The sequence below is a fragment of the Thioclava sp. DLFJ5-1 genome (genome assembly GCF_002020115.1).
In the GTDB taxonomy this organism is placed as follows: domain Bacteria; phylum Pseudomonadota; class Alphaproteobacteria; order Rhodobacterales; family Rhodobacteraceae; genus Thioclava; species Thioclava sediminum.
In genome coordinates this window covers 17,254-38,875 of record NZ_MPZU01000001.1, presented here as the reverse complement: position 1 = coordinate 38,875, position 21,622 = coordinate 17,254, and the positions used below count along the sequence as shown (strand labels likewise).

At 63.6% G+C, this 21,622-nt stretch carries 23 protein-coding genes and 1 tRNA gene; 15 read left to right on the top strand and 9 right to left on the bottom strand.

What is annotated here, in order from left to right; translation table 11 throughout:
- Positions 1–4: 4 nt before the first annotated feature.
- The 3 genes from BMI86_RS00225 to BMI86_RS00215 are packed head-to-tail and all read left to right on the top strand — an operon-like array spanning position 5 to position 2,696.
- Positions 5–1,006 carry a dihydroxyacetone kinase subunit DhaK gene (locus BMI86_RS00225; RefSeq protein ID WP_078539246.1) on the top strand — a complete coding sequence of 334 codons (1,002 nt, stop codon included), beginning with the start codon at positions 5–7 and terminating at the stop codon, positions 1,004–1,006.
- Between the two features lie 8 nt (positions 1,007–1,014).
- Positions 1,015–1,647, top strand: coding sequence for a dihydroxyacetone kinase subunit L (locus tag BMI86_RS00220; RefSeq protein WP_143594644.1), 633 nt, complete (start codon positions 1,015–1,017; stop codon positions 1,645–1,647).
- Positions 1,648–1,655: 8 nt separating this feature from the next.
- Positions 1,656–2,696, top strand: coding sequence for an aldo/keto reductase (locus BMI86_RS00215; protein WP_078539245.1), 1,041 nt, complete (start codon positions 1,656–1,658; stop codon positions 2,694–2,696).
- 291 nt (positions 2,697–2,987) lie between these two features.
- Here BMI86_RS00215 and BMI86_RS00210 read toward each other — a convergent pair whose 3' ends face one another.
- The 3 genes from BMI86_RS00210 to BMI86_RS00200 all read right to left on the bottom strand — a co-directional run bounded on the left by BMI86_RS00210 (position 2,988) and on the right by BMI86_RS00200 (position 5,600).
- On the bottom strand, positions 2,988–3,776 hold the full coding sequence (locus BMI86_RS00210) for an outer membrane beta-barrel protein (protein WP_078539244.1): 789 nt from the start codon (positions 3,774–3,776) through the stop codon (positions 2,988–2,990).
- A 148-nt stretch (positions 3,777–3,924) separates the two neighbouring features.
- Positions 3,925–4,758, bottom strand: coding sequence for a hypothetical protein (locus BMI86_RS00205; RefSeq protein ID WP_078539243.1), 834 nt, complete (start codon positions 4,756–4,758; stop codon positions 3,925–3,927).
- An 86-nt stretch (positions 4,759–4,844) separates the two neighbouring features.
- Positions 4,845–5,600, bottom strand: a complete 756-nt coding sequence (locus BMI86_RS00200) for a hypothetical protein (RefSeq protein WP_143594643.1) — start codon at positions 5,598–5,600, stop codon at positions 4,845–4,847.
- Positions 5,601–6,245: 645 nt separating this feature from the next.
- On the opposite strand from BMI86_RS00200, the gene BMI86_RS00195 reads away from it, so the two are divergent.
- From BMI86_RS00195 to BMI86_RS00185, 4 genes are all read left to right on the top strand, one after another.
- Positions 6,246–6,830, top strand: coding sequence for a hypothetical protein (locus tag BMI86_RS00195; RefSeq protein WP_078539241.1), 585 nt, complete (start codon positions 6,246–6,248; stop codon positions 6,828–6,830).
- Positions 6,831–6,909: 79 nt separating this feature from the next.
- The gene (locus BMI86_RS00190; RefSeq protein ID WP_078539240.1) at positions 6,910–8,130 is read left to right on the top strand and encodes a surface lipoprotein assembly modifier; all 1,221 of its coding nucleotides are present in this window, start codon (positions 6,910–6,912) and stop codon (positions 8,128–8,130) included.
- A 23-nt stretch (positions 8,131–8,153) separates the two neighbouring features.
- On the top strand, positions 8,154–8,330 hold the full coding sequence (locus BMI86_RS21130) for a hypothetical protein (protein WP_168173750.1): 177 nt from the start codon (positions 8,154–8,156) through the stop codon (positions 8,328–8,330).
- Positions 8,331–8,334: 4 nt separating this feature from the next.
- Entirely contained in the window at positions 8,335–9,426 is a 1,092-nt protein-coding gene (locus BMI86_RS00185; protein ID WP_078539239.1) for a LuxR C-terminal-related transcriptional regulator, read from the top strand.
- A 196-nt stretch (positions 9,427–9,622) separates the two neighbouring features.
- On the opposite strand, the gene BMI86_RS00180 is transcribed toward BMI86_RS00185, so the two are convergent.
- The 3 genes from BMI86_RS00180 to BMI86_RS00170 all read right to left on the bottom strand — a co-directional run bounded on the left by BMI86_RS00180 (position 9,623) and on the right by BMI86_RS00170 (position 12,529).
- On the bottom strand, positions 9,623–10,249 hold the full coding sequence (locus tag BMI86_RS00180; protein WP_152843924.1) for a DedA family protein: 627 nt from the start codon (positions 10,247–10,249) through the stop codon (positions 9,623–9,625).
- 247 nt (positions 10,250–10,496) lie between these two features.
- Positions 10,497–11,855 carry a HAMP domain-containing sensor histidine kinase gene (locus tag BMI86_RS00175; protein ID WP_078539238.1) on the bottom strand — a complete coding sequence of 453 codons (1,359 nt, stop codon included), beginning with the start codon at positions 11,853–11,855 and terminating at the stop codon, positions 10,497–10,499.
- On the bottom strand, positions 11,855–12,529 hold the full coding sequence (locus BMI86_RS00170; RefSeq protein WP_078539237.1) for a response regulator transcription factor: 675 nt from the start codon (positions 12,527–12,529) through the stop codon (positions 11,855–11,857). Before BMI86_RS00170 ends, BMI86_RS00175 begins: the two co-directional genes overlap by 1 nt.
- Positions 12,530–12,688: 159 nt before the next feature.
- Here BMI86_RS00170 and BMI86_RS00165 point away from each other — a divergent pair, with 159 nt between their 5' ends.
- The 7 genes from BMI86_RS00165 (at position 12,689) to BMI86_RS00135 (ending at position 18,151) form a co-directional block, all read left to right on the top strand.
- Positions 12,689–13,312, top strand: coding sequence for a hypothetical protein (locus BMI86_RS00165; protein ID WP_078539236.1), 624 nt, complete (start codon positions 12,689–12,691; stop codon positions 13,310–13,312).
- A gap of 8 nt (positions 13,313–13,320) precedes the next feature.
- Positions 13,321–14,100, top strand: a complete 780-nt coding sequence (locus tag BMI86_RS00160) for a hypothetical protein (protein ID WP_078539235.1) — start codon at positions 13,321–13,323, stop codon at positions 14,098–14,100.
- Positions 14,101–14,275: 175 nt separating this feature from the next.
- A complete protein-coding gene (locus tag BMI86_RS00155) occupies positions 14,276–15,022 on the top strand; it encodes an ABC transporter ATP-binding protein (protein ID WP_078539234.1) in 747 nt (248 codons plus the stop codon).
- Positions 15,019–15,951, top strand: a complete 933-nt coding sequence (locus BMI86_RS00150) for an ABC transporter permease subunit (RefSeq protein WP_078539233.1) — start codon at positions 15,019–15,021, stop codon at positions 15,949–15,951. Before BMI86_RS00155 ends, BMI86_RS00150 begins: the two co-directional genes overlap by 4 nt.
- A complete protein-coding gene (locus BMI86_RS00145; RefSeq protein WP_078539232.1) occupies positions 15,944–16,927 on the top strand; it encodes an ABC transporter permease in 984 nt (327 codons plus the stop codon). The genes BMI86_RS00150 and BMI86_RS00145 overlap by 8 nt, the downstream gene beginning before the upstream one ends.
- A gap of 2 nt (positions 16,928–16,929) precedes the next feature.
- Positions 16,930–17,541 carry a hypothetical protein gene (locus BMI86_RS00140; RefSeq protein ID WP_078539231.1) on the top strand — a complete coding sequence of 204 codons (612 nt, stop codon included), beginning with the start codon at positions 16,930–16,932 and terminating at the stop codon, positions 17,539–17,541.
- 58 nt (positions 17,542–17,599) lie between these two features.
- Positions 17,600–18,151, top strand: a complete 552-nt coding sequence (locus BMI86_RS00135) for a tyrosine-protein phosphatase (RefSeq protein ID WP_078539230.1) — start codon at positions 17,600–17,602, stop codon at positions 18,149–18,151.
- A 166-nt stretch (positions 18,152–18,317) separates the two neighbouring features.
- On the opposite strand, the gene BMI86_RS00130 is transcribed toward BMI86_RS00135, so the two are convergent.
- The 3 genes from BMI86_RS00130 to BMI86_RS00120 all read right to left on the bottom strand — a co-directional run bounded on the left by BMI86_RS00130 (position 18,318) and on the right by BMI86_RS00120 (position 20,128).
- Positions 18,318–18,719: a hypothetical protein gene (locus tag BMI86_RS00130; protein WP_143594642.1), complete on the bottom strand. Its 402-nt coding sequence runs from the start codon at positions 18,717–18,719 to the stop codon at positions 18,318–18,320.
- A gap of 390 nt (positions 18,720–19,109) precedes the next feature.
- Positions 19,110–19,184: transfer RNA gene (locus tag BMI86_RS00125), tRNA-Asn, on the bottom strand.
- 71 nt (positions 19,185–19,255) lie between these two features.
- Positions 19,256–20,128 (bottom strand): MBL fold metallo-hydrolase, encoded by an 873-nt coding sequence (locus tag BMI86_RS00120; protein ID WP_246831592.1) that lies wholly within the window; start codon positions 20,126–20,128, stop codon positions 19,256–19,258.
- 36 nt (positions 20,129–20,164) lie between these two features.
- On the opposite strand from BMI86_RS00120, the gene BMI86_RS00115 reads away from it, so the two are divergent.
- Complete coding sequence (locus tag BMI86_RS00115) at positions 20,165–21,499, top strand: ATP-binding protein (RefSeq protein ID WP_078539228.1); 1,335 nt, start codon at positions 20,165–20,167, stop codon at positions 21,497–21,499.
- The last annotated feature ends 123 nt before the right edge of the window (positions 21,500–21,622 follow it).

The window sequence follows — 21,622 nt, the reverse complement described above, 5'->3', positions numbered from 1 at the left end:
TCCGATGAAGAAATTTCTCAACAAACCCGAAGATTTCGTCGAAGAGATGCTGGAGGGGATTTACGCCGCCCATCCGGAAGTGACCCATGTCGCGGACGATCTGCATTGCTTCGTGACGGCCAACCCGGTCCCCGGCAAGGTCGGGATCGTGACGGGGGGCGGCTCCGGCCACCTACCGCTGTTCCTTGGCTATGTCGGCGACGGGATGCTCGATGGTGCGGGCGTTGGCGGGGTGTTCCAGTCACCCAGCTCGGACCAGATCCTCGAAGTGACCAAGCATGTCGATCAGGGGGCGGGGGTCCTCTATCTCTACGGCAACTACAGCGGCGACATCATGAATTTCGACCTCGCCGGGGAATTGGCCGAGGTCGACGATATCGAGACCGCCACCGTGGTCGGCAATGATGATGTCGCCTCCTCCAAGCCGGGCGAGGAACACAAGCGACGCGGCGTGGCCGGGATCGTCTTCCTCTACAAGGTCGCGGGTGCCGCCGCCGCCGAGATGAAGCCGCTCGCCGAAGTCGCCCGCCTGACCGAGAAGGCGAAGGCGCGCACGCGCACCATGGGTGTCGCGCTGACGCCCTGTATCGTTCCCGAGGTTGGCAAACCGAGCTTCACGCTTGGCGAGGACGAGATGGAAATCGGCATGGGTATCCATGGCGAGCCGGGGATCACCCGCAAGACGCTCGAGCCCGCAGATGCCGTCGTGGACGAAATGATGGAGCGCATCTTTGCCGAGCAGGACTACGCGGCAGGCGACGAGGTGGCGATCATCGTCAACGGGTTGGGCGCGACGCCGATGGAAGAGCTCTACATCTTCTACCGTCGCATCTCGCAGCTGTTCGCAGAGCGCAACGTGAGCGTCGCGCAGGTCTGGATCGGCGAATTCGCGACCTCGATGGAGATGGCGGGCGTCTCGATCTCGGTGCTGCATCTCGACGACGAGTTGAAACCGCTGATCGCTCGCGGCGCGACGACGCCGTTCTTCAAACATATCGCGAAGTGAGGGTTGCCATGACGATGGATGCGAAGGCACTGCCGGACCTGTTCAACCGTTACCGGGACCGGTTCGCCGCCGAGAAGCAGGCGCTGATCGAGCTCGACGGCAAGGTCGGGGACAGCGATCTGGGACTGACCATGGCGAAGGGCTTCACCGCTGCGGCGACCGCGCTTGAGGAGAAAGCGCCCGAGACGCTGGCGGACGGAATGAAAACCGCAGGCGCTGCGATCGCGAAAGCTGCCCCCTCGACCATGGGCACACTGATGGCGACGGGCTTCCTGCGCGGCGCGAAGGCGCTCGACGGTGTGGACGTGATGGATACCGCGGCGCTTGCAGATTTCTGGGCGGCCTTCCGCGACGGGATCGCGCAGCGCGGCAAGGCGCAGCTGGGCGACAAGACCGTGCTCGACGTGCTGCACCCGATGGCCGAGACCATCGCCGCGCAGGCGCAGGCAGGCGCATCGCCCGCGGAGGCATCACGCGCGGCGGCCCAAGCCGCGAAAGAGGCGTTGGAGGCGACCAAGGACATGGAAGCCCAGCACGGCAAGGCTGCCGCGTTTGGCGAGAAATCCAAAGGCATTCAGGACGCGGGCGGCACCGTCGCCTGCATCCTCATCGAAGAGACAAGCGCCGCTTTCGGCGCGTAGGAGAGGGTATGCACTACAATACGCTGGGACGGAGCGGGCTGAAGGTTTCAGCCCTCGCGATGGGGACTTTTACCTTCGGTGGCGAGGGGCCCTTCGCGATGGTCGGCAGTCAGGGCGTGGCCGAGGCGCGCGATCTGTTCGATTGCGTGATCGACCACGGGGTGAACCTGATCGACACCGCGAACATGTATTCCACCGGCACGGCCGAAGAGATCGTGGGCGAGGCGCTGGAAGGCCGCCGCGACAAGGTGCTGATCTCGTCAAAAGCCCGGATGCCGATCGATGACGGTCCTAATGGCGAGGGCGCGAGCCGCTGGCATCTGATCCGCGAATGCGAGCGCAGCCTGAAGCGCCTGCGCACCGATCACATCGACATCTACCACATCCACGAATGGGACGGCCAAACCCCGGTCGAGGAAACGCTCGAAGCCCTGCAAATGCTGATCGATCAGGGCAAGATCCGCTATGCGGGCTGCTCGAACTATACCGGCTGGCAGGTGATGAAATCGCTCATGCCCTCGGACAAGCCGGGTCGGGCGCGCTTCGTCACCCAGCAGATCCACTACACGCTCGAGGCGCGCGAGGCGGAATACGAGCTTTTGCCGATCGCGGTCGATCAGGGCGTCGGCGCGACCGTCTGGAGCCCGCTTGCCGCAGGGCTGCTGTCGGGCAAACACACCCGCGACAACCCGGTGGCCGAGGGCAGCCGTCAGGCGAAAGGCTGGACCGAGCCGCCGATCCGCGATCAGGAGCGGCTGTGGAAGATCGTCGATGTCCTCAACGAATTGGGCGAGGCGCATGGCGTCGAGGCCGCTCAGATCGCGCTGGCATGGCTGCTTACGCGTCCGGGCGTCGCTTCGCTGGTGGTGGGCGGCAGCACGGTGGAGCAGTTCGAGCGCAATTTCCGCGCGCTCGAAGTAGCGCTCTCGGCTGACGAGCTAGCCCGCCTGGACCAGGTGAGCCGCCCGCCGCTGATCTACCCGCTATGGCATCAAGAGCAATTCGCCAAACCGCGCTTCAGCCCGGCGGACGGGATCGTGACGCGCTGAAATGACCGGTTGAAGCTGGTGCACGAGGTCGGTCGCAGTAAGTCGCTCCGGTCGATGAAGCCTAAGACGACTACTGACGCTTTTGTGTGGTTTCGCAGTTGCCGCTAAGGTCGGTAGCAAGCGAATACTTGGGCGCATAGCAGGAATAGGGACCGAACGAAGCGAACGGCCGCGCACCGCCCAGACCTACGGACCCGTCGCGAACGGCCCAGAGCCGACGAACGCTGACGGCAGCGAATGTCAGCGGCCGTCTATCGGGCCGTCAGCGATTTTGTAACGTCCAAGTCCGCCTCAGAGCCGCTGCAGCGGGATGCGCAGACTGATCGAGAGCACATGTGCGTCGTTTTCGAAGCTCAGCGGAGCAACCGGCTCATCGCCACCGGTCACCGGCGTGCTGCCGCCCTTCGCGGTCCCGAAGCTGTAATAGCGATAGGACATCTCGAGGATCGCCGGGTGCTTGCCGGGAGGCGTCAGCTGGTAGGCCATGCCGATGCCGAGCGAATAGGCGAAATCGCCATGGGTGTCGCCCGAGAAGGTGCGGTTTTCGGTGTCCGATGCGGGGTTCGTCCGCGTCCAGTCGCTGACCTTGTTGTTCGCGTAACCAAGCCCCGCCACGACGAAGGGATGAAGGCGGGAATTGACGCCCATCTGTTCGAACGGGGAATAGTAGAGGTTCCCCATCACCGCAGTGGTCGAAACCGAAGCCGCGGTGATGTCGGCATGGTCGCCGCTGGTCGTGTGCGGACCGGTGGTATGGGCGGCGCCAGTCGTGAGGAAGCTGACATCGCCGCGGAAGCCGTTCATCCAGTCATAGCCGAAGGCGATCTCGCCGAAGCCAGTCGTGTCGTTGCTCAGGTTGAAATCGATTCGCGGATCGGACGGGTAGCCGGGCGGCAGCCAGTGCTCGTCGGACGGTCGGGTGTTTGCTGCCCCGAGCCCGAAGCGCACGTAAGGTCCGTAAGTGACACTCGCCGTGCCGACCTTGAAGAAACTGGCCGAGTCCTGCGCCGCGGCTACCGCCGGAACTGCAAGACTGAAGACAAGGGCGCAGGCCGCGGCCCGCTTGATTGAAAAAACCATTTCGATGACTCTCCGTCCGCCTCATCCATCCGCCTGACCGGATGGTCCTGTTCCGCGACATAATGGATCTCTGGCTGCGCGCGTTGAAGAAGAAACTTCTGCCCCCGCTTCACGCAAGGGCAGAGTGTTGCTTCGGTTCCATAGCCTCTCAGCCGTCGTGCCCCGCGAGAACCGCGATACGCACTGCTTCGGCTTGCGCGGCGAGGCTGGTCGCCGCCGCGCCCGTCACCGGCTGGCCAAGAATGGTCGTCACCGCCGTTACCGTGGCCGCCGTGATCGGCACCGTCTTGTCCGAGGCCGTGCCGAGGAAGATCGCCTCGAGCGTTGCGGTGTTGTTCGTCACTCCGAGACTGGAAAGCGCCGAACTGCCATCCAGCGTGTCCTTGAGAAGGGCGAGGTTCTGCAGCGGCGAGTCGATGAAGGAGACGTTGTCCCAATTCAGCGAGAGCTGGTCGATCGCCTGATCGAGCGGCAGGTTGTAGAACGAGACCATGGTCGGCGAAATCGTTGCCAGCGCTTCCTCATAGGCGCGCTGCAGCACGTGATCGGGGGAACGCGCCACGTTCAACCGCCCGAGCTCGACCTCCGGGATACCCTCTTTGGACCAGACCGGCTTGGTGCCGCGGGTGCCGGACGGGGTGCCGGCTTGCGGGCCCTTGCCCTCGGAATCTGCGCCCGGGCCGCCCTGACCCTGCCCGGAAGACCCGCTGGCGCCGCCATGGCCACCGCTGTCCTCATGCGAGCCGTCGTCCTCATGGCCGCCGCTGCTCGAGCCATGCCCGGCCTCTCCGGTCTTGCCCTTCTGTTGGCCACCATCCGTGTGATCGCCATCGGTATGCGTGCCGCTATCCTGCGCAAGGGCGCTTGGCACGACAAGATGGAATGTCCCGAAGCTCGGGCCGGGCTGCACGGTGAGCCCCAGCCCAGCGATCAGCGCAATTCCTGCCACGGCAGTTGCGCTCTTTGCAGTCTTGCGTGTCATGACTGCCTCCTTGTTATGAGATGTTGGTCGTCTTGACCCGGACCCCGCGCCAGAGGTGGGTCCGGGTCGATGTTCGTCAGATGCGATCAGCCATGTCCGGCGAGGATCGCGATGCGCACAGCTTCGGCATCGGCTGCAAGAGACGCGGCCGCAGCCCCCGTGACCGGCACCCCGAGGATCTGCGTGACGGCGATCACCGTATCGGTCGTGATCGGAACGGTCTTGTCCGAAGCCGCGCCGAGGAAGATCGCCGCGAGCGTGTCGGCATCATTCGAGACGCCAAGGCTAGACAGCGGGGTCGATCCCTCAAGCGTCGCCTGCAGAAGGCCGAGGTTCTGCAACGGGGAGTCTATGAAGCTCACGTTGTCCCAGTTCAGGGAGAGCTCCTCGATCGCCTGGTCGAGCGAAAGGTTGTAGAACGAAACCATCTCGGGCGAGATCGATGCGAGCGCTTCTTCATAGGCCTGATCGAGCACATGTCCCGGCGAGCGCGCGACGTTCAGGCGCCCCAGTTCGACTTCAGGAATCCCTTCCTGCGACCAGGTCGGTTTGCCGCCGCCGGAGGAGGAGGGCGCGCCTGCTTGCGGCCCCTTGCCGTCGGAATCTTCGCCCGGGCCGCCTTGGCCCTGACCCTGAGATTGTCCGGTCTGGGCGCCTTTGCTGCCTTGACCCTGACCGCCTTGATTTCCCTTGCCGGTCCCTTGGCCGCCGGACTCCTGTGCATTGGCCGCGAAGCTGAACGGTCCAGCGACCGGTGCCTGCCATGCGATAGCGAGTCCCAACGCCGCTGCGAGAGCGACAAGCGATACGCGAGATTTACCAGTGAAAATTGAACTGCGCATTTCCATATCCTCCTCTGTGTTGACGCCATCGCGTCGAGGCAAGAAGAACATAGGAGGAGGGATCCCTCTTTGATCGTAGTCAATGAGATGTATGTTTTGGGATGACGATGACCCTCGCTCCACCTGAGACGTCGCGTCATCACCATCGTGACGCATTGGCAGAGGGCGCGGGACCGGTGACCCGAGCGCGCCCCGCGACCGGCAGCGAGCCTGCCTCGCTGCCGGTCGTGTCTGGCGAAGCGGACGTCCGTTTCCTGCCGATTTCCATCAGAGCGTCGCGGTTGGCCCATAGCCGACGTCTATGGCCTGAGCGGCGAAGGTCAGCTTCGAATTGTCTATCTCGGTTCGGCTTCCGGATGCTCTCGTCGACTTTGGATGATGCTTCGGCCCCATTAACAGTTGGATCACTGCATGACTATTGCGGAGATTGAGGCTGTCAAAGGGCTCTTTCGCGTTTGTCTGTTCCTGAAGCATTGGCGCAGCTTGCTGCATTACGCGGAACGATTTCGCGGCGGCCAAGCCAAGATCGCGCTGAACCCTATAGTTTCTCATAGATTGCGCGCGCGGGGGGCTGTGACGTGAAATGCGCGTGATCGGTTCGTGTGTTTGGGCCGTGACAAAACACCAATAAATCGGGGTATTCTCATGACATTCAAATTCGCGCTCGCGGCGTCAGCCGCCTGTCTTGCGCTGGCCGCATGTAACAGCAGCAACGGGTCCTCCGCGGCGCTGACGTCGGCAGAGGCGCAAAACGTCGAAGCAACCTATTCCGACTACGCGGACAGGATCGGTACGGGCGACCTGACGACGACCGTGCCGACGGGGCAGGCGTCGATGTCGGGCTATATGGGCGTGAGCAACGTCAATCCCGACGACCCGACCACGACCGTGATGGGGGAACTGGCGATGGATGTCGATTTCGACGCGGGGACGCTGACCGGCAAAGGGTCCAATTTCGGCATCTATAGCGGCGACGTCCTGACCAAGGAAGCCGATGTGACAGGCTCGCTCGACGTTGCGGGCACGGTTTCGAACTCGGACATGAGCGCGACCGCGACGGGTACGATGTCGGATGGCTCCTCTGCGGGCGCCGACTTCGCTCTGGATATGACCGGCAGTTTCTATGACGACGCGGGCACGCTGACTGCGGTGGGCGATATCTCCGGGACGATGACTGACGGATCTGACGTCCAGAACGTCGACGGCAATTATTACGCCACCGAGAACTAAGGCGGGGCTTTTCCTGCACAGGCCGGGCGTTCTGTGCCCGGTCTCTTTCCGTCTCGCCGAGAGGCAAACGACAAGCGCGATGCGATACCGTTCTTCCTTCCTCCTGATCTGGCTCGCCTTTGCGCTTGTCGTCTGTCTGCTCTCACCGTCGCGCAGCTTTGCGGAACAGACGGTTTCGGATTGGCTCGGCGTGGCGAATGCGCAGCTCGCGCAGGGCAAACCGGGGCGGGCGCTTCTGATTTTCGGAGAAATCGCGGCGCACCATCCGGAATTCACCCCGGCGCAGACCGGGTTGGAGCAGAGCTTCACCAAGCTTGGCTCCGTTCGCCGCAACGAAGCGTTCCTGCGTTACGCGCTCGCCAAGGATCCAAAGCACGAAGCGGCGCTTCTCGCGGCATGGCAGGCGTTGGATCGGGCGCATCCGTTTCGCTTTTCCGCCACGGCCTCGATCCTGCCGAGCAGCAATATCGATCACGTCGCCTCCGAACGGTATCTGGTGACCGATTTCGGCACGTTTCTGATCAACGACGGCGGCAACGAGACTTCCGGGGTCGGGCTCGGCTATGGCGCGAACCTCGACTGGTTCGTTCAGCCGCGCCCGGGGCATCGCCTCCGCCTGCGCGCCTCCTATGCGGGGGCGTGGTATCACACCGCGATTTTGCGCTATTCGGAGCCCGGGCTCGCCCTGCGCTACGAGCATCTCGGTGGGGGTGCGCCTTGGTCGGTCGAGGCGTTTTTGCGCGACAGGCGCTATGGCGGCGGGTCGCAGGATATCACGTCGGACAACCTCACGCGCGGAGTGCGGTTCGCGAAAGTGTGGCGGTCCGCTGGGGGCGGGCGCACGGTTTTCCGGCTGGACGGGGAGTATGCCAGCTACAGCGAGAAACCCTACCTGACGGGCCCGAGATATTTCGTGGACCTCGCGCGCCGAACGAGATTGGGGCAACGTAGCGCCCTGAGCTATGGCCTGCGGCTGGAACGCGCCTTGCCGCGAAAGGATTACCACCGCTATTCCGGCGTCGAGCTGCGCGTGGGCTTCGATCGACCGCTTTTCGACGGAGTTCGTGGGGGGCTGTCGCTCAGTTACGGGGAGCGCCGCTACGACGCCGCCTTTCCGATCGTCGTGGTGCACCGTCGGGATAGGACCGCGAGCCTCGGGCTGAGCCTCGAGTTGAAACGAGCGAAAATCCTCGGTCAAACGCCCAGGATCACCTGCAGCGCGCGGCGCACCCGGTCGAATGTCGCGCTCTACACGACGAACTCGGTTGATTGCGCTTTGTCCCTAAAGCTTGATTTTTGAGCGAAATTCGGCATCTATGTCGAATGTTAATCGGTGAGCATTTTAGCTTCGGTGTTTTTTTCGGCGCATTGCTCGGCGGTCCGGTTGGCTTTGATTTGAAGAGTTTTGGGGGGTCCATGCCGAGTTTCGATCCGCGGCGCGTCGTTTTTCGAGAAACGCACGCAATTTTAGATTTGACCCGACCGCACCGGCTGACCTGACACGATGCCACGTTTCATATCGCATCACGAAATTTATGATGCCGCGCTCGATGACGAGCTTTTCACCGCGCTGCCAAACATGCTCGCGCAGGTGATCGGCATCCCGTCGGCTGTCTTCATCTGGCTCCATCCCGGCGATTATCGGGAAGTTACCGCCGGAACGCAGGCGGATGCCAATCTCGATTACAATTCTTTTGAAGGTCACGACCCCTGGTTGGCCCACGGTACGCCGGAGAAGTGCGGCACAGGCCTGTTTCGTTTGTCGAACCACGTGAGCGCTCAGGAATTCGAGCGCAGCGAAATGTATAACGATTTCATCGTGAAGAACGGTGTCGATCGCTACTGGTGTCTCGCGATGATGCAGAGCACCCGCGACGGTCTGGTCGCCACGGCCTTCCACAAGGGCAAGCGCGGGGGCGATTTCACCGATCCCGAGGTGGAGACTCTCGGTTTGCATGTCCAGGATCTGGGACGGCTGCACAAGATCCGTCGGGAGCTGCATCGCGCCAGTATCCAGCAGGTCACCGCGCCCGACCGTAGCCTGCTTGATGACGCCCCGATCTTCGAGCTCGACCACGAAGGGCGGCTCGTGCGGATGAACGGGAAAGCCGAGCTGCTGCTCGATCTTCATCCGCTTCTGGTGCTCGACTTCGAACGGAAATTACGGTCACGTGGGCCGATGCACGGGGTTTTACGCCAAGCCATCGGACGTTCGACAGATGCGGTGAAGAGCCAGGCAGGCTCGCTCGATCTGCCTCAAATGCGCGCGACTGACGGGCGAATTATACCGAAACTGAGGCTGAACCTCCTGCCGCGAACTGACGGGGGCCGGAAGGTCTGGGTTATCGCGACGAGTGACGAAGAGGATGGAATACGAAATCTGGTCGCGGCCCCACGTGAGAAGATGCGGCTCACGCCACGCGAGCGGGACGTTCTTCAGGGGATTATCCGGGGCCGCAGGCGGGACCAACTCGCCAATGATCTCGACATCGCCATTCCGACAGTCGATCTGCATAGCGCCAATCTTCGCCGCAAACTCGGGGCACGGACCATCGCGGAGGCTGTTGCCATCGCCTTGCAGTTTGGACTGATGTAGCTCTTCCGTGAAGGTGTCGCTCCGGGACACGGGCGACAATTCGATGGACGATCCGGGTCAAATGCCGCCCATGGGGTTCGGCATGATTGGCGCTGGAGGACAGGTCCAGAAGGCTACGATAGCGGTGGCCGCGATACCCTCCAGTCGCCTTCGGGCATCGCACCAGTTCGCTGGACTACGCGGCTGCACCGAACAGTTACGCCTTGCGACTGTTGAAAAAGCGCCGGACGTAGAAGCCGACCCCGATCAGGATCGCAACGAGCACCACGCCATTGAGGGCGTGCATCGTGTTGCGCAGGGCCGGGCTTTTGTCCCACGCTTGGCCGAGCTTGAGGCCGACATAGGCGAGGACGAGGCACCAGGGCCAAGATCCGATGAACGTGTAGATCTGGAACTTCCAGAACGGCATCCGAGCGATTCCGGCCGGGAGGGAGATGAATGTCCGCACCAGCGGCAAGAGCCTCGAGACAAAGACCGCGGCGCTGCCATAGCGGGAGAACCAGCGATCGGCCCGGTCCAGATCCGATTGGCTGAGCAAAATGTATCGCCCCCAACGTTCGACGGCGCGTCGACCGCCGTAAGCACCAACGAAATAGGCGAGGGTCGACCCGATATTGCAGCCGATTGCGCCAACGGTGGCGACCAAAAGCAGAGAGAACTGACCTTTCGAGGCGAGATAGCCAGAGAAGGGCATGATCACTTCCGATGGGAGCGGGATACAGGCGGATTCGATCGCCATCAGCGCAGCGATCCCGGCATAGCCCATGGAACTGATCGCATGGGTTATAAAGCCCGCGATGGCTCCCATCAGTCCTGAAATCATGTCTCATTCCTCCCGCGTCTGGCCCTGTGCTCCCCCTGAGGTTTCCGGCAAAGACCCTGCCTTGCGGTCGTGGGGTAATCTGAAGGTGTGGCGGCGATGAAGGCGGGAAAGAAAGCTCGCGAAACCGTGTCCCGGCCGCGAAAGTCATGGGTCGGGTGGGCTCATCGAGAAGCGCGTGAATGCGTGCATGTCACCTGCGTTTGTCCCGTCGCTGGTGGAGCGTCATTTGCGCGGCACATTTCACCCATCACAACGTCGGAAAGCGCATCTCCACCCGCAGGCCGCGTTCGAGGTTTTGCAGGCGCAGCTCGCCCCCGTGTATCTGCGCGATGGCGTCGACGAGGCTCAGGCCCAAACCGCTGCCTTGGGTGTTGCGGCTCTGGTCCAGGCGGACGAAACGTTCGCGCACCCGCGCCAGATCGCGGTCCGGGATACCGGGGCCGTTATCTGTCACGCTCAGCACGACGTGCTGGTTCATCTCATGCACGCCTATCGAGACCCGCGCCGGGGAGGGGCTGTAGCGAAGCGCGTTGTCCACGAGGTTCACGAGCGCCTGAAACAGAAGCTCGCGGTCGCCCTCGATAGAAATGTTCTCCGGCAGATCGAGCGCCAGTTCCTGCCCTGCATCCTCCGCCCCCGCGCCGAGCATCTCCGCGACATCTTGGCAGAGCTGCGTGAGATTGACGGGCAAACGCGTGATCTCGACCATTCCGGCCTGCATGCGGGACAGGCGCAGGATCGCGTCGAAGGTTTCCGAGACCTGATCGAGATCGCTCAGCGCTTTCCCGATCTCGCCGCGCTGCGCCAACGGCAGGGACGCATCCAGCGCCACCGGTTCGAGCCGAAGCCGCAAACGCGCGAGTGGCGCGCGCAGGTCATGGGCGACATCGGTCGAGACCTGCCGGATCGACGCGATCCCCGCCTCCAATTGGTCGAGCGCTTCATCCACGCTTTGCGCCAGACGCGCCACGTCGTCATCGCCTTCGTCGCGGATGCGCAACCCGTGGCGGCCCTCGCCGACCGCGTGAAGGACCTGCTCCATCCGGTCGATGCGCGCCTCGTTTCGCCGCGCAATGAAGACCGCAAAACTGATCGACAGCAGAAGTGCGAGGCCGAGACCCCAGCCGAAGCTCGTGGCGAGGATTTCGCCCTGTTCGCGCAGCCATGCATCGTCGCGCCCCGTCATCAGCCAGCCTGACGGAAGCTGCATTCCATAGGTGACATAGCCTTCGGGGACATTCGCACCGGGTGGGTCGAGCAGCGTCAGGCCGGACCCCGGTTCGAGGTGTCGCGTACCTTCGAACGAGGCGGCGACGCGAACATTGCCAAGCGCGTCAGAGCCATCGGCCGGCACGAAGGTCACGATATTCGCGCCGTCGCGGCTCGTCGTCATCCGCGCTGTGATCTGCTCGCTCAGGTCCTGCATGTCGGCGCCTCGGGCGGAGAGAGCGAGCGCCTCGGTATCGGCGCGGACCTCGCCCTCGAGGCGGAGGCTCATTTCCTTGGATTGCAGCACGTAGGACACGCCGCCCGCGACGAGTGCCGCGAACGCGAAGACCGTGGAAATCGCGATGGCGAAGCGCATCGACCAAGTGAACGCACGCATCACGAGGCCTCGAACACGTAGCCGATCCCGTGCAGCGTGGTCAGGTAGGGGGTGGCGAAAGGCTTGTCGATCTTGCCGCGCAGACGGCTGATATGGGTCTCGACGACGCTGCTTTTCGGGTCGAAATGGATGTCCCAAATCGCCTCCAACAGGATCGTCTTGGTCTGCACCCGACCGGGACGTTCCATGAAGTGCTTCAGAAGCATGAATTCCCGCGGCTGCAATTCGATGCACTGACCTTCGCGCCATGCCTCGCGGGCGAGAAGGTCGAGCCGCAGGTCGCCCTGCACCAGTTCGGTCACCTCGGCCTTGAGGGCGGGGCGGCGCGCGATCGTGTCGATCCGCGCGAGCAGTTCCACGAAGGCGAAGGGCTTGACCATGTAGTCGTCGGCCCCCGCGCGCAGCCCGGCGACGCGATCCTCGACGCTGCCCATCGCGGTCAGCAGAATGGCGGGCGTGGCGATCTGCGCCGCGCGCAACGCCTTGAGCAACGCCAGACCGTCGAGCCCCGGCATCATCCGGTCGAAGATGAACAGATCGTAGCTCTGCGCGGTGGCTTGGGTCAGCGCTTCGCGCCCGTCGCTGAGCAGGTCGACGGCATGACCTTCTCCGGTCAGACCCTTGCGCAGGTAGTCTCCGGTCTCGGCATCGTCTTCGGCAATCAGGATTTTCATCGCACCATCCTTCGATAACGGACCGGGATTGTCACGGGCGGCTCCGCAAGGTCTGTGCGATTTCTTACAAATTCGTAAGACGGGAGCAAAACGCTTCGTCCTTCTGCAGGGGATTGCTGGCGGTATCGATGTGGATGCATCGCAAGCAATGAGGACCTTATGCGAAACCTGCTTCTCTCCGCCGCGCTGATCGCGGTGCCGGTCGCGTCATTTTCAATGGTCGAAATGGCCATGAGTCCGGGAGCGCCGGGCGCTTCCGCGCCGCAAGCTGCAAGCCTCGGCGATATGAGCCCTTACGAGACGATCGTGAGCGATACACAGTCGCTTGCCAAGAAAGGCGAGTTCACCGCCGCAGAGAAACGCATCACCGATCTGGAGACCCTTTGGGACAAGAACGCGGCCAAGCTGCGCAAGGCCGATCCGTCGGCCTGGGGCGTGATCGACGGGGCCGCGGACAAGGCTTTCGCCGCCCTGCGAACGAAGTCGCCGAACGCGAAGAGCGTGATGCAGAGCCTTGACGGATTGCAGACGGCGCTTGCCGATCCGGTGCCCTCGGAAGTCGGGGCCGTGCAGAAAGTCGCGGGCATCGCGGTGACCGACAAGACCGGCCACGCGCTGCCCTGCGAGGCGATGATCGGGCAAGTGCGAGATACGCTCGGCAGCAAAACCGCGTCGCAAGCGGTCTCCGATCTTCAGGCGAAAGCGCTTGAGCGCTGCAACGCGGATGACGACACCCGCGCCGATGCCTTCTCGGCGCAGGCGCTGGCAATGCTGAACAACTGAGGCGCATCATGAGCTACCAACAGACTTTCATCTACCCCGACGAAGAGTTGACCAATCCGGTCAGCCGCGTTCCCGAGGTCACGCCGGGCTTCTGGCTCATCAAACTGATGGCGGTGACGATGGGCGAGACGGCGGCCGACTTTCTGGCCGTCAATCTGGGCCTCGGCCTGACCGCGACGACGATCCTGATGACCGCGATCCTCGCCCTCGTGATCCGCTGGCAATTCGCGCAGCGCCGCTACGTGCCTGCGGTCTACTGGTCGGCCGTGGTGCTGATCTCGATCGTGGGGACGCTGATCACCGACAATATGACCGACAATCTCGGGATTCCGCTGATTGACTCGACGATCGGGTTCACGATCCTGCTGGGCGCGACCTTTGCGGCGTGGTTCGCCTCCGAGCGCACGCTTTCGATCCACGAGGTCTACACGGCCCGGCGCGAAAGGTTCTACTGGCTCGCGATCCTGTTCACCTTCGCGCTCGGCACGGCGGTGGGCGATCTGATCTCGGAGCAATTCGGCATCGGCTATCTCGCGACCGGCATCCTCTTCGGGCTGATCATCGCGTCGCTCGCTTCGGGATATTTCGCGCTCAAGCTCGGTGGGCTCTGGGCGTTCTGGCTGTGCTATATCTTCACCCGCCCGCTGGGCGCGTCCTTCGGCGATCTTCTCTCGCAACCCACCGAGTATGGCGGGTTGGGCTTCGGCACCATTCCCACCAGCCTCGGCTTCCTTGCCGTCATCGCGATCACCGTCGCCGCGATGACTGTGAAACGCAGGCGCGTCTGACACCCTTTCCAGATCGTACGCCGCGTGGCCCTCCGTCCCGACCGTCCGGGGCGGAGGGTTTTTCGTTCCGGCCAAGCCAGAAACCCGGCTTCTCACGGATTTGTAAGAAACGGGCGAATTCGATCCGGAACGCGGCGGGCAAGCTCCTCCCAACATCAAAAGGAGGTGCCCAGAGATGCAAACAGACACACCGGCCGTCAGCACGCGGGGGCTTACCCTGCGCTACGGCGATTTCACCGCGCTCCAGCCGCTCGACCTCGACATTGGCCGTGGCGAGATCTTCGGATTTCTCGGCCATAACGGTGCGGGCAAGACGACGACGATCCGGCTTCTGACGACGCTGATGGAGCCCAGCGGCGGCACGGCGAGCGTCGCCGGGTGCGACCTCGCGCATAACCGGATCGCGCTGCGCCGCGCCATCGGCTACCTGCCCGAAAACGTCCGCCTCTACGATACGCTCACCACACGCGAGAACCTGCGCTTCCTCGCGGCCCTCTCGCGCATCGAGGACGCCCGCGACCGCGTCGAGGAGGTGATGGAATTCCTCGGCATCACCGATCTCGCCGACCGCCGGATCGCGACCTTCTCCAAGGGGATGCGCCAGCGGGTCGGGCTCGCGCAGGCCATCGTCCACCGTCCGCAGGTTCTGTTTCTTGACGAGCCGACCTCGGGGCTCGATCCGATGGGGGTGCACCAACTGCGCGAAGTGCTGGAGCGGTTGAACGGGCAGGGCATGACGATCTTCATGAACACCCACCTGCTGAGCGAGGTGGCGCGGTCCTGTTCCTCCATCGGCGTCCTTTCGCACGGCCAGCTCGTTTTCCACGACACGATCGAGACGGTAAACGCGCGCTACGGCTCGGAAGAGGCCCTCGAGGAGCTTTACCTCTCGGTGGTGCCGGATCGCGAGGTCGCGGCATGACACCCTCCACGATCCTACGCCGCCACGCGCTCGCCGCGCTTGCGCGCGAGCGGACGATCGCGCTGGTGGCCGCACTGTTCGCCGCGTTGGTGCTGGTTTCGGCCTATCTGGGCTGGTCCGCGACCTCGACGGTCGACGCGATCTACGCGAGCGCCACGCATTGGTTCGAAGCCAATGGCAAGCCGGTGCCGCCGAACCCGGTCACGCAGGGCTCGCCGCTGGCGCTGCTGCGCAATCTCACGATCTATATCAGCCTGTTCGGCGCCTTCTCGGCCATCGTGATCGGCTACCGCATGGTCGAGACCGACCGTCGGGCAGGGGTGCTGCCGCTGATCGGCGCGCGCCCGCTGGAGCGGCTCGATTACGCGCGGGGCAAGGTCTCGGCACTCGCCCTGGCCGTCGGCGGTCTCGCGGCGCTTGCGGGTGTGGTGGGGGCGGCGACCCTCGCCATCCTGCCTTCGGTGCATCTCGCAGCCGGGGACTGGGCGCGGCTGGCTGTGTTCTTCTCTCTGGGCTGGCTCTACATGATGACCTTCGGGCTGATCGCGATCGGCGCTTCGGCGCGGGCGCGCAGCGAAACCGTGGGGCTGATGGTTCCGACGGTGGTCTGGCTGGTGCTCACCTTCGTCTGGCCCGCGCTGACCGGGAACATCCTGCCCACCGCTGCGATCAACCCGATCTCGGCGCTCGCACCCGCGCCGCAATCCGCGATCTTCGACCTCTCCGCAAACCTGCTCGGGCCGTTCTCGTTAGCCGAAGCCTACAAGTATCTCGGCGCGGAGCTGATGGGCTATCTGCCCGACGGCCTGCCGCCGCGCGGCCCCGTTCCCCCGCTGGTCGTGATGATGCTCTTCGCAGCGGGCTCCGGCCTCTATGCGCTGCGCGGCTGCCTCAAGCTCGACATGACGAAGGGAGGCCCCGATGCCTGATCTCTCCGCTATTCCCACCATTGCGCTCAAGGACGCACGGATCGCGCTGCGCGACCGCTTTCTGCTGGCCGCGACCCTGGCGCTCGTCGCAGCCGCGCTGATCTCGCTGATCACCGGAACGGTTGCGATGCGCACCGATGTGGCCACCTACATGGCCGCGAAACAGCAACTGCTGGCGCTCGGCAAAAGCCTCGGTTCGATCGCGGCCCCCGAATTCTACCCGCTCAAGCTGATGCGCGGCACGATCGAGCAGATCGAGATCATGGGCGCAGTGATTGCGCTGATCGCGGGTTACCGCGCCGCCGTCGAAGAGCGCGGGCGCCAGACGCTGGCGCTGATCCTGACGCGCCCGCTTTCAAACTGGCAGTTCCTCACTGCGAAGCTGCTGGGGGGGGCCGGGTTGATGGCGACCGCGCTGGCCTTCGTCTTCGCGCTTTGCGCCGTAGTGCTCGCGCTTGGTTCGGGCATCGGCATCGGGGCGAATGACCTGTTGCGGCTCGCGATCACCTGGGGGGCTTCGACGCTCTATCTCAGCGCGATCTTCGCGGTGGGCTTCGGCCTCAGCCTCTGGCTGAAAAGCCCCGCGAGCGGGCTGCTCTACGCCTGCGCGCTGTGGCTTCTGGTGGTGCTGGTGGCGCCGCAGATCGGCGACACGATGGACCCCGACAATCAGGTGGCTGGCGGCGTCTTCGCGCAGCTTTCGATCCCGAAGGCTGAGCAGACCAGGATCAAGCAGGGCTTCGCCACCTACGAGACCATCCGCAACGGGATCGAGGTCTCGTCCGTGACCAAGCATTACGAGCGCTTCACCTTCGCGGTGCTCGGAATCAAGGACATCTACACCGGCAAAGCGCTCGGGCCGATCTGGGCCGACAAGAAGGGCGATGCCTGGTTCCTCATTCTCTTCACCCTCGGCCTCGGCGGGCTCGTCCTGCTGCGTCCGATCCGTGCCGATCGTCTGACCAAGGAGACCTGACGATGAACAAGACTCTTTCCACCCTCACCGTGCTGCTGATGCTCGCCGCTGGCGGCGCCCAGGCCGCGCAGACCGATACTGACAAGGATGGTGTGCCCGACATGGCAGAGCCGCTGCTGCACACCGATCCGCAGAACCCCGACACCGACGGCGACGGGAAGAACGATCTGGCCGACAAGGACCCGGTGGTGGCGCAAAGCCCGATCCAGCCCGGGGGTGCCGCCGCGCCGTTCCATATCGGAGAGCTGCTGGTCGAGAACAATGTCGACCCCGCGACCCATACGGACGCGCCAGATCACCTCGAAATCCAGCTGGTCAACGACAGCGCCAAACCGCTGAGCGGCTTCACCCTTTTCTACACGATCACCGATGCCGATAGCGGCGCGAAGGAGGCCTATATCCTGCACCCCGACGTGACGGTTCCCGCCAGTGGCTCGGCCCGCATCCATGTCGATGACAGCGGCAAGCCGGGGCATCTGCGGGCGAACCCGAACTCGATCTACACCACCGCGCAATCGGCGAAACAGGTCGAGGTGAGCCTGCAGCTTCCGGGCGCTGCCGCTGTGACGCAGGGCGTCAAGAAAGACGCAGGCGGCGCCGAGCAGGCGGATTGATCCCGACACGATCGGATCGCGGCCCCGCTCCGCGGGGTCGCAGAGGGAGGCAGAGGCAATGAAACTCCGTAAAATCGCGCAGATCGTGGGCACCGTATTGCTCGGCACGCTCGCGGCGCTGGTGCTCTATTTCGGATATCTTCAGGTGACTGGAAATTTCCACACCGTGGTGGCCGGCGAATTCTACCGCTCGAACCAGCCGACGGCCGAGCGGCTGAAATCCTACAAGGAAAAGGACGGCATCCGATCGGTTCTCAACCTGCGCGGAGCCCATCCGGGACAGGCATGGTACGACGAAGAGAAAGCCGCGGCGCAGCGGCTGAGGCTGACGCTGATCGACTTTAAAATGTCCGATCACGAGGTCCTGAGCCCCGCGCGCATCGCCGCGTTAGAAGCCGCCATGGCCGCCGCGCCGAAACCCTTGCTGGTCCACTGCAAAGCCGGTGCAGATCGCACAGGATTGGCCGCGGCCCTTTATCTCACGCATCAGAAAAAGCGCTCGCCGTCCGAGGCAGGCTGGCAGTTGTCGCTGCTTTACGGCCATGTCGGCGTGCCCCGGCTCTCCAGAGCTTGGCCGATGGACGAGACATGGATCGCGGCCAACAGTTGACGAATTTCGAACCTCTTAGTTGCAGGTCTTATGATGGTGGGAAAGTCTCGTTTTTCTCGTGAGCGGACTTTCGAGAGACGCGCAGCGAAGGGCGGCTCTCCGCCCAAAAAGCGCCTGACACATCCCCGTCATACCCAAAGTGGCAGAGCATCGATTGCCGGGCGCATCAGGTTGGGTGGGGTCGGTTTGTGGTAAGTCTTCTCGTGAATATCGCGCCTTCATGGCCCACGATGTCGCGAATGATCTTATCGTCGGTTGCCGCGTGTTCGAGCGCGTTCTGCACGTAATGGCGTAAGCTGTGGAAAGGTAGTGCCGCGCCGTCGGCACCCAGCGTGTCATCGATGATCTGTCGCATCCGGCGTCCGAGTTTCTTGCCGTGCTTCCCGCTCTTGGGCTCCCGAAGGTCCAGAAACAGATCACGGTGCCCGGCACGCTTCATCTTCGTCACATGGTCGAGAAACCTGAGCTCGATCAGGCGCGCATGGATCGGAACGATACGACAGGAGGAGAGCGTTTTGACGTGGCGCATATCATCGAGCGGGTCGAGAGAGTCGAACTGGCGCAGCATCTGCAACTCTTCGATCTTCGCCCGCTCGCGCTTGATTACATTCGCCGCCAGGCGCGCGCCTCCCAAGGGGAGAACTCGGTCCGGATGATGCCGTCCATAAATGTGTCGCTCTCCGCACTAATCTTGCGTGCTAAGATAGTCGCCACACGGCGATCCGTCGTCCCCAAGGAGAGCTTCAGGTCAACGAATTTTGTGGAAAACACTCGGATCCGACGGCGCCATTGATAGGCGGCACCGCGACGGGAGAGATGAGGTTGGCCGTGCATGGTCTTGCGTCGCCCTCGTTTCGGACGGACCCACGCAAAACTCGGGTGATGGAACACCCGTATGCCACACCTACGAAGCCATGAAAGGCTTTTTGTAGCTAAATCAACACCCTAGAGGGGAAGATGGCTCCGGCGGTAGGGATCGAACCTACGACCAATTGATTAACAGTCAACTGCTCTACCGCTGAGCTACGCCGGAACATGTGAGGGTGTATATGAATCTCGAATTGGGATGTCCAGAGGGTTCTGGCGAAAAATTTCAGGCTTTCGTCACGTCAGCGAAAATAGCGCCTCTGGGCGCAGGTCGGGCGCGGCGGTGACTTGGTTTTGCACTGACATTTCAACGAGATGCGCGAAGACGTTGCGTTCGGCCGCGGGCAGGAGGGCTGCGGGGACGTCGGTGTAGATCGCGCGGGTGAGGCCCTGCGGGGTGGCGGGGCGTTCGGTGAGGGCGCTTCGGATCTGCTCGGTGCGGGCGTCGCGATGCGCGCGCTGACTCGCGATCAGGGTTTGGGGGTCGGTCACCGGGTCGCCGTGGCCGGGGTATAGGATGCGCGGGCTCTGCGCCTCGATCCGCGCGAGCGAGCGGTAGTAATCGCCCAAATCGCCGTCGGGCGGCGAGATCAGCGTCGAGGACCAGCCCATTACGACGTCGCCGGTCAGAAGGGCATCGCCGAGCGCGAAGCTTAGATGGTTGCAGAAATGGCCGGGCGTATGCAGCGCGGTGAGCGACCAGTCGCCGTGGCTCAACGTCTCGCCATCCTCGAGCAAAATGTCGGGATCGAAGGCATGATCGACCCCTTCGCCGCCGCCCGCATGGCCGCGCGCCGCGAGTTCCGCCATCACAGGCGCGCGCCCGGCTTCGGGCGGGCCGAAGGCGAGGATCGGCGCGCCCGTGGCCTCGGCCAGAAGCCGCGCGCCGGGGGAATGGTCGAGATGCGCATGGGTGACGAGGATATGGCTGACACGTTCACCCGGCGCGAGCGCGTCGAGCAGCGCCTGCAGATGGGCTGGATCGGCAGGACCGGGATCGACCACCGCGACCTCTCCGGTGCCGATGACATAGGTGCAGGTGCCGGTATAAGTCATGGGGGACGGGTTCGGAGCCACGATCCGACGCAAGCCGGGCTGCAATTCTTCCATCTTTCCCTCCATCGCGGCCATCGTTAGGGTTCTGGCATGAAATTTCGCTGGCTGAAACAGATGATGCCGCGCGGGCTTTATGGGCGGGCCGCGCTGATCCTGATTCTGCCGGTCGTCACGATCCAGCTCGTGGTCTCGGTCGTCTTCATTCAGCGCCATTTCGAGCGTGTCACCCAGCAGATGACCGAAGGGATGGTGCGCGAGATCGCTCTGCTCGATCAGGTCGCGACCAATGCGCCGACAGCAGAGGTTGCGCGCGAACGGCTCGACGTTCTCGACAAGACGCTGAACTTCGCCTCGCAATTCCCGGCGCCCGCGAATCTTGCGTCGCAGCGGGGCGATACGCGCAGTTTCTTCGATCTGACCGGAATCGTGGTGATTTCGACGCTGCGGGCGAACCTGTCGCAGATCCGCTCCATCGATCTCGACAACAACACCAATTCCGTGCGGGTGGTGCAGGAGACGCCGAACGGGCCGCTGGCGGTGACCTTCGCGCGCAGCCGGGTGTCGGCCTCAAATCCGCACCAATTGCTCGTTTTGATGGTCTTTGTTTCCATTCTGATGACGCTGATTGCCTATATCTTCCTGCGCAACCAGCTGCGTCCGATCCGCAGGCTGAGCCACGCGGCGGAGGAATTCGGCAAGGGGCGAAACCTGAATTACCGCGTCTCGGGGGCGACGGAGGTGCGCGCCGCGGGCCGCGCCTTCCTCGATATGCGTAACCGGATCGAGCGGCAGATTGAACAGCGCACGCTGATGCTGTCCGGGGTCAGCCACGATCTGCGCACGCCGCTGACGCGTCTGCGGCTCGGGCTGTCGATGATGGAGGAGAACGACGAGGTTCGCGCGATGGAACGTGACGTCGACGAGATGGGGCGCCTTGTCGATGCGTTTCTCGAGTTCTCGCGCGACGGTGCGTCGCATGGCGAGCCGGAGACGCTGCCGATCTGCGGCTTCGTTGCAGGCGTGGTGGAGGACATGCGCCGAATGGGGCGCGATGTGACGCTGGTCGATTGTGACAGCGAAGAGGAGGCGACCTTCCGCCCCGATGCGCTCAAACGCGCCTTGGCGAATCTGATCGGCAACGCGGTGCGCTACGGCACGCGCGCGGAGATCACCGTCTCGATCGCGCGCACGGGGTGGCGAATCGCGGTGCATGATGACGGGCCGGGCATCCCGCCCGAACGCTGCGAAGAGGCGATCCGGCCATTTACCCGGCTCGACCCGGCGCGCAACCAAGATCGCGGGCAGGGCGTCGGATTGGGGCTTTCGATCACCGCCGACATCCTGCGGCGCCACGGTGGATCGCTGAAACTCGGGCGATCCGAACGGCTTGGCGGCCTGATGGCCGAGATGATCCTGCCGCGGTGAGCGGCTACACGTTCGATCACGCGCGCGCACGAACCGCTCACGGCAGCGAGATCGCCTCTTGCGGCCTGTCCCGGGGCCACGCATTGTGACGGGTGAGTGACATGCCCTAGTTGAACGGATGCT